Origin of the sequence: Amycolatopsis pretoriensis (genome assembly GCF_900107925.1) — a bacterium.
In the GTDB taxonomy this organism is placed as follows: Bacteria; Actinomycetota; Actinomycetes; order Mycobacteriales; family Pseudonocardiaceae; genus Amycolatopsis; species Amycolatopsis pretoriensis.
On record NZ_FNUJ01000002.1, the window covers coordinates 139,003 to 150,809 of the forward strand.

General features: G+C 70.2%; 11 protein-coding genes. 4 read left to right on the forward strand and 7 right to left on the reverse strand.

All coding sequences use genetic code 11. The features are described 5' to 3' along the window. Positions 1 to 236: 236 nt before the first annotated feature. The 7 genes from cmtR to BLV96_RS07520 form a co-directional block, all read right to left on the reverse strand. Positions 237 to 554: a Cd(II)/Pb(II)-sensing metalloregulatory transcriptional regulator CmtR gene (gene cmtR, locus BLV96_RS07485; RefSeq protein WP_086678181.1), complete on the reverse strand. Its 318-nt coding sequence runs from the start codon at positions 552 to 554 to the stop codon at positions 237 to 239. Positions 555 to 1,067: 513 nt separating this feature from the next. Next, on the reverse strand, positions 1,068 to 1,943 hold the full coding sequence (gene ku, locus BLV96_RS07495; RefSeq protein ID WP_086678179.1) for a non-homologous end joining protein Ku: 876 nt from the start codon (positions 1,941 to 1,943) through the stop codon (positions 1,068 to 1,070). Positions 1,944 to 2,018: 75 nt separating this feature from the next. Next, positions 2,019 to 3,245, reverse strand: coding sequence for a styrene monooxygenase/indole monooxygenase family protein (locus BLV96_RS07500; RefSeq protein WP_086678178.1), 1,227 nt, complete (start codon positions 3,243 to 3,245; stop codon positions 2,019 to 2,021). Positions 3,246 to 3,264: 19 nt separating this feature from the next. Beyond that, entirely contained in the window at positions 3,265 to 3,891 is a 627-nt protein-coding gene (locus BLV96_RS07505; RefSeq protein ID WP_086678177.1) for a GTP-binding protein, read from the reverse strand. Further along, the gene (locus BLV96_RS07510) at positions 3,866 to 4,264 is read right to left on the reverse strand and encodes a DUF742 domain-containing protein (RefSeq protein WP_208608170.1); all 399 of its coding nucleotides are present in this window, start codon (positions 4,262 to 4,264) and stop codon (positions 3,866 to 3,868) included. Before BLV96_RS07510 ends, BLV96_RS07505 begins: the two co-directional genes overlap by 26 nt. Next, positions 4,264 to 4,701: a roadblock/LC7 domain-containing protein gene (locus BLV96_RS07515; RefSeq protein ID WP_086678175.1), complete on the reverse strand. Its 438-nt coding sequence runs from the start codon at positions 4,699 to 4,701 to the stop codon at positions 4,264 to 4,266. Before BLV96_RS07515 ends, BLV96_RS07510 begins: the two co-directional genes overlap by 1 nt. After that, positions 4,698 to 5,939 carry a sensor histidine kinase gene (locus tag BLV96_RS07520; RefSeq protein ID WP_086678174.1) on the reverse strand — a complete coding sequence of 414 codons (1,242 nt, stop codon included), beginning with the start codon at positions 5,937 to 5,939 and terminating at the stop codon, positions 4,698 to 4,700. Before BLV96_RS07520 ends, BLV96_RS07515 begins: the two co-directional genes overlap by 4 nt. Before the next feature lie 350 nt (positions 5,940 to 6,289). Here BLV96_RS07520 and BLV96_RS07525 point away from each other — a divergent pair, with 350 nt between their 5' ends. From BLV96_RS07525 to BLV96_RS07540, 4 genes are read left to right on the forward strand one after another with little or no spacing between them, the layout of a single operon-like run. Next, positions 6,290 to 6,958 (forward strand): TetR/AcrR family transcriptional regulator, encoded by a 669-nt coding sequence (locus BLV96_RS07525; RefSeq protein WP_086678173.1) that lies wholly within the window; start codon positions 6,290 to 6,292, stop codon positions 6,956 to 6,958. Further along, complete coding sequence (locus BLV96_RS07530) at positions 6,952 to 8,685, forward strand: ABC transporter ATP-binding protein (protein ID WP_086678172.1); 1,734 nt, start codon at positions 6,952 to 6,954, stop codon at positions 8,683 to 8,685. Before BLV96_RS07525 ends, BLV96_RS07530 begins: the two co-directional genes overlap by 7 nt. After that, the gene (locus tag BLV96_RS07535) at positions 8,682 to 10,688 is read left to right on the forward strand and encodes an ABC transporter ATP-binding protein (protein WP_086678171.1); all 2,007 of its coding nucleotides are present in this window, start codon (positions 8,682 to 8,684) and stop codon (positions 10,686 to 10,688) included. The genes BLV96_RS07530 and BLV96_RS07535 overlap by 4 nt, the downstream gene beginning before the upstream one ends. Positions 10,689 to 10,742: 54 nt before the next feature. Further along, complete coding sequence (locus BLV96_RS07540) at positions 10,743 to 11,807, forward strand: DNA polymerase ligase N-terminal domain-containing protein (protein ID WP_086678170.1); 1,065 nt, start codon at positions 10,743 to 10,745, stop codon at positions 11,805 to 11,807.

Below are 11,807 nucleotides of genomic sequence, written 5' to 3' on the forward strand. Positions count from 1 at the left end.
AGCAATGCTCGCCGCGCCAGGCCGTTCGGCCTTTTTTGGCGCGACCGCGGAAAGGTAAGCGCAGAGCAAAGTCTGCCGCGAATCCGCGGAAGAACGTCCGCAGGGACTCTGCCGTCACGTAGGCGGCCAGCGCGCCGGACGAGGCCACCGTGCCCGCCGGACCCGGCGCACCAGTACCGCCCGGCGGTCCGCGGCGACCGCGACCGGGGTGTGGCAGCCGTCGGAGCACGCGTCCGTCATGCCGGATCGCACTCTTCCCGCGGCTCGACCGCCAGCACGACCTGGACGAGCTCGCTCAAGGCGCGGGCCAGGTGGGCGTCGGCGATTTCGTAGCGCACCTGACGGCCTTCGTAGCCGGCCACGACAAGCCCGCAGCCGCGCAGGCACGACAGGTGGTTCGAGACGTTCGAGCGGCTCAGCCCGAGTTCGCCGGCCAGCCGCCCCGGGTAGGCCGGGCCGTCGAGCAGGGCGGTCAGGATCCGGCAGCGGGTCGGGTCGGCGAGGGCGCGCCCGATCCGGGCCAGCGCCGATTCACGCGTCTCACCGGTCACCACGAGCTGAACTGTACATCAGCCGCTGACCAATCGAGAGCGGACACGAAAAGGGTCCTCCGGCTCCGAGGGGGAGGGAGAGCCGAAGGACCCCCGTAAGTGTTAGCACATCGCCAAGCCCGTGTACACAGCTGCATACACGATCGTGTTACGTCCATACCCCTGTGGACACCGTGAAGGCCTCCCCGGCGGGCGCCGGAGAGGCCTTCACGGATCCTGGCGGGAGGCTCAGGAAGCTTTTCGCAGCAGGGGTTTCCCGGGTGTGGCGGCGCAATCGCAGCCGGAGCCGAGTGCCTGGCAGTCGACGATCAGGCCGTGCCGGACCCGGTCACCGTCCGAACAGGCCGCATCGGTGCACTCGGTGAACCCGCCTTCCGGGTGCACCACGAGCGTGCCGTGGCAGTGGTCGATGCCCGCGTCACACGAAGCACATTCCATAATCCCTTGGTACCACCGGGAACCCCGCGGACGCGGGACGGGGACGACGGCGTGTCGCCGCGACCACCCGTCCGGGGATCAGGCCGACTTCGGCGCCCGCTTCCGCGCGGCCGGCTTCTTCTTCGCGGGCGGCTCGCCGTCCTCATCGGACTCCTCCGAAGAGGACTTGGCGCCGCGGGACTTCTTGGCGGCGTCCACACTGGCCTGCAGCGCGGCCATCAGGTCGACGACGTCGGCCTTCGCGGTGACCGCGGCGGGCTTGGTCGTCTCCTCCCCCGCCACCTTCGCCTCGATCATCTCCTCGAGGGCCTCGCGGTAGTGGTCGTGGTACTTCTCCGCTTCGAACACCGGCTCGGCCAGCGAGTCGATCAGCGAGCCGGCCATGGTCAGCTCCTGCGGCCGGATCTGCGGCGGGTCGTCGCGCAGGAAGGGGAAGTCGGGCTCGCGGACCTCGTCCGGCCACAGCATCGTCGTCATCACCAGCACGTCGGCGTGCACCCGCAGCACGGCCATGCTCTCCCGCTGCCGCACCGCGACCTTGGCGATGGCCACCTGGCTGGACTTGTGCAGCGCGTCGCGCAGCACGATGTACGGCTTGACCGCGTTCTTCTGCGGCTCCAGGTAGTACGTCCGGTCGTACTGGATCGGGTCGATCGACTCCAGCGGCACGAACTCCAGCACGTCGATCGTGCGCTGGGTGGGCAGCGGCAGGTCGGCCATCTCGGTGTCGGTGATGACGACCATCTCGCCGTCGGGCAGCTCGTAGCCCTTGGCGATCTCGGCGTAGGGCACCTCGGCGCCGTCGATGGTGCAGAACCGCTTGTACTGGATGCGGCCGCCGTCGGCCTCGTGCACCTGGCGCAGGGAGACGTTCTTGTTCTCGGTGGCCGCGTAGAGCTGGATCGGGATGCTCACCAGCCCGAACGACACCGAGCCCTTCCACATCGCCCGCATGCCACGCACCTCCGGGGTCGCCCTTCACGCTACGTGACCACCGTAGCCCGAATCGTCCCCCGGCGACAGTCCGATCTAGACCTCTGCCAGGTACTTCTCCCATTTCACCGGATCCAGGAACCAGTTCTGGAAGTCCGTGGGATCGGTGAACCCGTTCGCGAACCGCCGCGCGACCGCGGGGTTCTGGCCGGCCACCCCGAGGATCTGGAGCACGTGCGGGGGCGGCGGGAGCAGCAGCGCGTTGGTCCATTCGGTGACGTGCCGGGCGTACTCCCAGTAGCGCTCGAACGTGGCGTCCATCCACCCGGCGTCGAACGGCCGGTCACCGCGCTCGACGATCGCGTCGAGGTAGGTGGCCGCGCAGTGGCTCGCGTTGTTCGAGCCCTGGCCGGTGATCGGGTCGTTCGCGACGACGACGTCGGCCATGCCCAGCACGATCGCCCCACCCGGCAGGGTGCCGACCGGCCGGCGCACCACCGGCGTGTAGCCGCCGGCCAGCGTGGCCTTCGCGTCGGTCAGCTCGGCGTCGCGGCACCGGTCGTACTCCCACGGCACGAACCGCTTCATCAGGTCGAGGATCCGCCCGAAGTGCTCGGCCGGGCCCGGGCGGTCGTCGAAGCAGTCCAGCGGCCCGCCGGGGACACCCTCGAAGAAGAGGATGTCGCAGTTCCCGCTGAGCGTGTACGCGGGGATCATGAACAGCTCGCCGACGCCGGGAACGATGTTGAACCGCACCGCCATCTTGTCCGGGTGCTCCGGGCGCGGCCGGACGCCGTGGGCGTAGGCGAGCGAGAGCGCGCGCATCGGCTTCGTGTACGGCGAGCGGTCGGGCACCCGGTCGAACAGCTGGACCAGCTCCCCCTTGCCGGCCGAGATGATCACCAGGTCGTAGAGCCGGGACAGGGCGTCCAGTTCGGACGTCATCACGCCGTGGATGACGAGCTTGCCGCCGCGGTCTTCGAACAGCTCCAGCCAGCCCGCCATCTTGACCCGCTGGTCGACCGACTGCGCGATGTGGTCCAGCTCGGCGAACCAGTCGAGCGCCCGGCCGCCGTCCGGCGCGGCCACCGACACACCGAGGCCCTCGACGTTGACGGTGTCGGCCTCCCACTGGTTGATGCCGAGGTCCCGCTCGTGCTGCAGCGCGTCGTGGAACATGCACTGCGTCGACATCACACGCCCGTTCCGGATCTCCTCCGGCGTCCGCGCGGACATCACGGTGACGTCGTAGCCCTTCGCCAGCAGCCCGAGGGCCAGCTGCAGCCCGGACTGCCCGGCGCCCACGATCAGGACCTTGCGCATGAAGCTCTTCTCTCCTCGTTCAGGCGTGCGGGGCGCTGCCGGCGAGCTCGCGGCCCGCCGGGCCGGAGAGCACGGCCAGCGACAGCGTGTGGCTGACCAGCTCGGTCAGGGTGGCGATCGTCGAGGCGCGGTCACGGGCGTCGCAGGTGACCAGCGGGACGCTCGGGTCGAGCGCGAGCGCGTCGCGGACCTCGTCGAGGTCGTGCACCGGCATGCCCTCGAACTGGTTGACCGCGACGACGAACGGCAGGTCCGAGTCGTTCTCGAAGTAGTTGATCGCCGCGAACGACTCGTCGATCCGGCTGGTGTCGACCAGCACGACCGCGCCGAGCGCGCCCCGGCTCAGGTCGTCCCAGAGGAACCAGAACCGCGCCTGGCCCGGCGTGCCGAACAGGTACAGCAGCAGGTCCGGGCGCAGCGTGATCCGGCCGAAGTCCATCGCCACCGTCGTGGTCGACTTGCCACCGGGCGGGATGTCGTCGACGCCTTCGCCGGCCTCGGTCATCCAGGCCTCGTTGCTCATCGGCGGCACTTCCGACACCGCGCCGACGAACGTGGTCTTGCCGACACCGAAGCCCCCGGCGACGACGATCTTCGCGGAGATCGTCAGCAGATCGCCCTCAGGCGGGGAGCCGCTTGAGCCCATCAAGGATCCTCTCGAGCACGTTGGTGTCGTGGTGGTAAGCGTGCGCGGTGGGGTGGACGAACACCGCGCCCTGGGACGCGAGGTCGCCGATCAGCACCCGCACCACGCCCAGCGGCAGGTCGAGCCCGACCGACAGCTCGGCGATCGAGCACCGCGCGCGGGCGCGTTCGTAGAGCGAGCGCGACTCGGGCATCAGCGTGCCGCTCAGCGCGGGGTCGTACCGCGGGACCGAGACCAGGGTCTCCACCAGCAGCTGGTGCCGGGTGCTGGTGCGGCCGCCGGTGAGCGCGTACGCGCGGATCCGGCGGCTGCGCCTCGGCAAGGCGGTGTCCTTCTCGGACACTGAGATCACATCCTCGTCGGGCACTCTCATCACACCTGGGGGCGGCGCGCGGTGAGCACCTGGCGCAGTTCGGCGCGCACCTCGGGGGTGAGCGCGTGGCCGGCGTTGGTGATGAACTGGGTCATCTCGTAGGCGACCACCTTCATGTCCGCCTCGCCCGAGGTCAGCACCGCGAGCCCGGCACCGGAACCGATGCCCATGAACAGGAAGTAGCCGCGGGTGAGGCGGATGATGATCTGCTCGCAGCTGCCCTTCCCGAACAGCGCCGCGCTGTTGCCGGCGAGGGAGAGCAGGCCGCTGGCGATCGCCGCGAGCTGTTCGGCCTCGGCTTCGCCGACCGAGTCGGACGCGGTGAGGGGGAAGCCGTCCACGCTCATGATCAGCGCGTGGCTGACTCCGTGGACCTTGCGCACGAAGTCGTCGAGCAGCCAGGCGAAGTCCGCCGGGGCGGGGTGGGGGGCGCTCACGAGGCGGTTCCTCCGGGCGTCTCGTCCTGCTGGGCACGGTGGTTCTCGGCGAGGGCGGCCCGCTCGCCGTCGGCGAAGGCGCCGAGGTCGGCGAGCAGCTGCTCATGCCCGTTCGCCGCGGGTTCGGCGGCCGGGGGCGGTGGTGGCGGTTCGGGCGCGGCCCCGCGGATGCTGCCGGGCACGCGCCGCGGCAGGCCGTTGGCCGTGGTGCCGCCGGTCTCGAGCGGACGCGGGCGGGGGCTCGGCTTGCGCGGCACCGCCCGCACCGGCTCCTCCGCCGCCGGGAAGGCTCCCGGACGGCGGCGCGGCAGCCCGCCGACCGCGGCCGGTTCGCCTTCCGGCGCCGGCACCGGTTCGACCGTGACGGTCCGGGTGCCCGACCAGGCGTTTTCGGCCAGTTCGGTGACGATGCCCGTGGGCAGCAGCACGGTGGCCACCGTGCCGTGCGGGCTGCGCCGGTCCAGCCGCACGGTGACTTCGTGGCGGGCGGCGAGCCGCGAGACCACCGCGAGGCCCATGTGCCGCGCCGCGGCGTCGTCGAGGTCGCCGCCGGCGGCGAGCCGCGCGTTGAGGCCGTCGATCCGGTCGGCCGGGATGCCGATGCCCTCGTCCTCGATCCGGACGAGCACGCTGCCCTGCTCGGTCAGGTGCGCGCTGACGTTCACCGGCGAGCTGGGCGAAGACTGGTTGGCGGCGTTGTCGAACAGCTCCGCGAGCACCCGCCCCAGGTCCTCCGCGGCGAAGCCGACGACACCGAGGTTCACCACGCGCCCGATGGTGATCCGGGCGTAGTGGTCGATCGAGGACATCGCCGCGCGCATGACGTCGAGCACCGTCGTCGCGCGGGCGGCGTCGTCGGCGGTCTCCTGACCGGCCAGCACGCGCAGGTTCTCGGCGTTGCGGCGCAGCCGGGTCGCGAGGTGGTCGAGCTGGTAGAGCTCAGCCAGGCGGTGGTGGTCCTCCTCCCCCGCCTCCAGCTCTTCGAGCCGGGCGAGGAGCTGGTCGAGCAGGTTCAGGTCACGCAGGGCCACGCTGGCGCAGATCTCGGCCAGCACGGCGTCGTCCGCCGGCGCCGGCCCGGCCACCACCGGCGGCGTCAGCTGCGCGATCGCCGGCCCCGCGGCGGGCGCGTGCCCGGGGTGCTTCGGCGGCGCCGTGAGGTACTGCGCGGCGGCGACCCGCGAGCGGTCCAGCAGGACGCGTGATCGATCCAGGAGTTCCCGGGCCCGGCTCGCCATGTGGTCCCACTTCTTCCTTGCTCAGGTGCGGAAAACGAGTACGCGACGCCGACCCCCGGGCGGCGATGCCCGACATGCAAGCAGAAAGGCTCGCCAGATGTCCACAGCCGGTCCCCGCGCGATCGCGCGCAGTGAGCGGATTTTCGGGGCGTAGCTCCTGGTGAGCGCAGTGCGTTAGGCCAATCGGTCCATTTTTGCAATTTGCGCCCCGCAACGGAACGCACACGACGTCCGATACCGCAGGCCGGGCGGCCCCGCACGACGGAATCCACCCGTGTCCGGTTCGCCCGGATTTTTGCGTGCCCCGCACTTTTTTGCGGGGCACGCAAGTTTTTCGCTACACTCCGTTCATGCCGCCGGAGGAGCCACCGAAGCTGACGCTGCGGGAACGCAAGAAGCGCGAGGCCCGCCGGGCGCTCGCGCAGGCCGCGTTGCGGCTTTCGATGGACCGCGGGCTGGAGAACGTGCGGGTCGAGGACATCGCCACCGAAGTGGGGGTCTCGCCCCGCACATTCAACAACTACTTCTCCAGCAAGGAGCAGGCGGTCTGCTCGGTGGTCGTCGACCGGCACGAGGGGATGCGCGAAGCCCTGCTCGCGCGGCCGGAGGGCGAGCCGCTCTGGGAGTCCGTCAAGCAGGCGGTGCTCCACCAATATTCGCGTGAGGGCGAGCCGGATCGCGCGTATGTTGCGCGTATCCGGGAGCTGATGGGCCAGCTCATGCTGCGCGGCGAGTTCCTCAACGCCCACGCGGCGGTCGAACGCGTCCTCGCCGAGACCATCGCGAAGCGGGCGGGCGGGGCGGACCACCTCCTGTGCCGGCTGATGGCCTCCACGGTGGAAAGCGCCGTCCGCGTCGCCTTTGTCAACTGGTTCATGACCGAGGGCGAGCCGTTCCTCCCGACCCTGGAACGGCTGCTGGACGAGCTGGCCGCCGGGATGCCCACCCTGACCGGCGGCACCGCACCGTCACCCGGACCGAACACCACCACCACACCACTGGGGGAACCGTTGTGCTAGTCAAGCTCCTGCGTGCGCACCTGCGCCCGTACAAGACCACGTTGTGGGTGATCGTGCTGCTCCAGCTGGTGCAGACGATCGCCATGCTCTACCTGCCGACGCTCAACGCCGACATCGTCGACAACGGGCTGATCAAGGGCGACATGGAGTACATCCTGCGCGTCGGCGCGGTGATGCTGGCCGTGACGCTCGCCCAGATCGCGGGCTCCATCGGCGCGGTCTACTACGGTGCCCGCACCGCGATGGCGGTCGGCCGCGACATCCGGTCCGGGGTCTTCCACCGGGTGCAGGACTTCTCCGCCCGCGAGGTCGGCCAGTTCGGCACGCCGTCGCTGATCACCCGCACCACCAACGACGTCCAGCAGATCCAGATGCTCGTGGTCATGACGCTGACGCTGATGGTGTCCGCGCCGATCATGTGCGTCGGCGGGATCATCCTGGCGCTGAACCTCGACGTGCCGCTGTCCTCGCTGCTGCTGGTGATCGTGCCGGTGCTGGCGATCGCGGTCGGCGCGATCATCACCAAGATGCGCCCGGCGTTCCGGCTGATGCAGGAGCGGATCGACCGGATCAACCAGGTGCTGCGCGAGCAGATCATGGGCATCCGCGTGATCCGCGCGTTCGTCCGCGACAAGCACGAGCGGGAGCGCTTCGACGTCGCGAACGACCAGCTGCTCACCGTGTCGCTGCGGGTCGGGCGCCTGATGGCGCTGATGTTCCCGATCGTCATGCTGGTGATGAACGCCTCCAGCGTCGCCGTGCTGTGGTTCGGCGGGCAGCGGATCGACTCCGGCAGCATGCAGATCGGGGCCATGACGGCGTTCCTGTCCTACCTGCTGCAGATCCTGATGGCCGTCATGATGGCCACGTTCATGTTCATGATGGTGCCGCGCGCGGAGGTCAGCGCCGAGCGGATCAGCGAGGTCCTCGACACCGAGTCGAGCGTCCGGCCGCCGGTGTCGCCGATCCGCCCCGGCGCGGTGCACGGGCACCTGGAGCTCTCGGGGGTCGAGTTCCGCTACCCCGGCGCGGAGAAGCCGGTGCTGCAGGACATCTCGCTGCTCGGGCGCCCCGGTGAGACCACCGCCGTGATCGGGTCCACCGGTACCGGCAAGACCACGCTGCTGAACCTGATCCCGCGGCTGATGGACGCCACGCGCGGCACGGTCAAGGTCGACGGCGTCGACGTGCGCGACCTCGACCCGGCGGTGCTCGCCCGGGCGGTCGGGCTGGTGCCGCAGAAGCCGTACCTGTTCGCCGGGACGGTGGCGAGCAACCTGCGCTACGGCAACCCGGACGCCACCGACGAAGAGCTGTGGCACGCGCTGGAAGTGGCCCAGGGCAAGGACTTCGTCGAAGCGATGCCCGAAGGCCTGGAGGCGCCGATCGCCCAGGGCGGCACGAACGTCTCGGGCGGCCAGCGCCAGCGGATCGCGATCGCGCGGATGCTGGTGCACAAGCCGGAGATCTACCTCTTCGACGACTCGTTCTCGGCACTGGACTACGCGACCGACGCGGCCCTGCGCCGCGCGCTCGTGTCCGAAACCGCCGAGGCGACGGTGATCATCGTCGCCCAGCGCGTCAGCACCATCCGCGGCGCCGACCGCATCATCGTCCTCGACGAGGGCCGCGTCGTCGGCACGGGTACCCACCACGAACTGTTCGACAGCAACGAAACCTACCGTGAGATCGTGCTGTCCCAGCTCACCGAGCAGGAGGCGGCGTGAGCACCACGGAATCACCGAAGGCGGTCACCGAGGCCGGGGAACGGCCGACCGCCGAACGGCAGAAGAACACCGGAGCGGCGACGTCCGGTCCGGGCCGGTGGATGGCCGGCGGCGCGCCGCCGGAGAAGGCCCTCGACTTCAAGGGGTCCCTCAAGCGGCTGCTGCGCATGCTCGCCCCGCAGCGGCTGCACCTGATCGGCGTGCTCGTGCTCGGCGCGGCGAGCGTCGCGCTGACCGTGATCGGGCCGAAGATCCTCGGCCAGGCCACCGACGCGATCCTGGCCGGTGTGCTCGGCAAGCAGGTGCCGCCGGGGGTCACCAAGGAGCAGATCGTCGCCGGGCTGCGGGCCCGCGGCGACGGCACGCTCGCCGACATCTACAGCCGCGTCGACCTCGTGCCCGGTGTGGGCATCGACTTCGACAAGGTCGGGCAGATCCTGCTGGTCGTGCTGGCACTGTTCATCATCGCTTCGTTCTTCGGGCTGATCCAGGCCCGGCTGACGACGACGCTGGTGCAGCACGCGGTGTACCGGCTGCGCGAGGACGTCGAAGCGAAGTTCTCGCGGCTGCCGCTGAAGTACTTCGACCGCCAGCCGCGCGGCGAGGTGCTCTCCCGCGTCACCAACGACATCGACAACCTGGCGATGTCGCTGCAGCAGACGCTCTCGCAGATCGTCTCGTCGCTGCTGACGGTCATCGGCGTGCTGATCATGATGTTCCTGATCTCGCCGCTGCTGGCGCTGATCGCGCTGCTGACGGTGCCGCTGTCGGCGGTCGTCGCGGCGAAGATCGGCAAGCGGGCGCAGCCGAACTTCATCAAGCAGTGGTCGACGACCGGCAAGCTCAACGCGCACGTCGAGGAGATGTACACCGGGCACTCGCTGGTCAAGGTGTTCGGCCGGCGCGAGGAGTCCGCGGCGATCTTCGACAAGCAGAACGACACGCTGTACGAGGCGAGCTTCCGGGCGCAGTTCATCTCCGGCATGATCCAGCCGGCGATGATGTTCATCGGCAACCTGAGCTACGTGCTGGTGGCCGTGATCGGCGCGCTGCGCGTCGCCTCGGGCAGCCTGACCCTCGGCGAGGTGCAGGCGTTCATCCAGTACTCGCGCCAGTTCAGCCAGCCGGTCACGCAGATCGCCAGCATGGCGAACCTGCTGCAGTCCGGCGTCGCCTCGGCCGAGCGGGTGTTCGCGCTGCTCGACGCCGAGGAGCAGGGGCCGGAGCCCGAGCACCCGGAGCGGCCCGCCGTGATCCGCGGGCGCGTCGAGTTCCAGGACGTCTCGTTCCGCTACCTGCCGGACAAGCCGCTGATCGACGACCTGTCGCTCACGGTCGAGCCCGGCCAGACGGTGGCGATCGTCGGCCCGACCGGCGCGGGCAAGACGACGCTGGTCAACCTGCTCATGCGGTTCTACGAGCTGGACGGCGGGCGGATCACGCTCGACGGCGTCGACATCGCGAAGATGAACCGCGAGGACCTGCGCGACCAGACCGGCATGGTGCTGCAGGACGCGTGGCTGTTCGGCGGCACGATCGCGGAGAACATCGCCTACGGCGCGGACGACCCGAGCCGCGAGGAGATCATCGAAGCGGCGAAGGCGACGCACGTCGACCGGTTCGTCCGGACGTTGCCGGACGGCTACGAGACGGTCCTCGACGACGAGGGCGGCACGGTCAGCGCGGGCGAGAAGCAGCTGATCACGGTGGCGCGGGCGTTCCTGGCCAAGCCGGTCATCCTCATCCTGGACGAGGCGACCAGTTCGGTGGACACCCGCACCGAGGTGCTCATCCAGCGGGCGATGAACTCGCTGCGCAGCGGGCGCACGAGCTTCGTGATCGCCCACCGCCTCTCGACGATCCGCGACGCGGACGTGATCCTGGTGATGGAACACGGGCAGATCGTGGAGCACGGCGACCACGAGACGCTGCTGAGCAGCGGCGGCGCTTACGCGCGGTTGTATGCGGCGCAGTTCGCGGAAGCCATGGCGGAAACGGACTGACGTCGTCCCCCGGTATCCTGAACGCTCTCCAGCGGAAGGGATACCGGGGCGGCGATGGCCGACAAACTCGAGGAGTACCGCGGCAAGCGCGGCCAGGACCGCACTCCCGAACCCTGGCCCGACGGCCCGCCGGAACCCGGGGGCGACGACCTCTTCGTCATCCAGGAACACCACGCTTCCCGGCTGCACTGGGACTTCCGCCTCGAACGCGACGGCGTGCTCGTGTCCTGGGCCGTCCCGCGCGGGCTGCCGCTCGCGCCCGGGGTGAACCGGCTCGCGGTGCACACCGAAGACCACCCCATGGAGTACCTCACCTTCGAAGGCGAGATCCCGGCCGGCGAATACGGCGGCGGCCGGATGACCGTGTGGGACACCGGGAAGTACGAAACCCTGCACTGGAACGACCACAAGGTCGAGGTCGTCTTCCACGGTGAGCGGGCGCGCGGCAAGTACCTCTTCCTCAACCGGCACAACGCCGACGACGACCGCGACTGGATGCTGCGGCGGCTCGATCCGGCCGAGCCCGGGCACGAAGACGCCCCCGAGTTCCTCGAACCGATGCTCGCCGTCCCGGGCGAGCTGCCGGCCGAGGACGACGACTGGGCCTACGAATTCGCCTGGGGTGGCCTGCGCACGATGCTGCTCGTCTCCGGCGGCCGCGTCACCGCGCACGACGACACCGGCGCCGACGTCACCGGCCGCTACCCGGACCTCCACAAGCTGGGCGAAGAGCTCGGGTCGACGGAAGTGCTGCTGGACGGCGAAGTCGTCGTGATCAAGGACGGCAAGCCCCACGCCCAGGGCCTCGAGGAGCGCCGCCGGGCCGACGGCGCCGCGGCGAAGCGGCTCAAGGCACACTGCCCGGTGTTCTACTTCGCCTCCGACGTCCTGCACCTCGACGGCCGGCCGACCCTGGACCTGCCCTACACCGAACGCCGCGAGCTGCTGGCGGACCTGCCCGTGACCGATCGCCACTGGCAGGTCCCCCGCTACTTCGCCGGCGGCGGCGAGGACGTCCTCGGCGCCAGCCGCCAGCACGGCCTGCCCGGTGTCGTCGCCAAGCGGGCCGCCGGCCCCTACCGGCCCGGAGCCGGCGACTGGGTGTTCGTCGGGAACTGA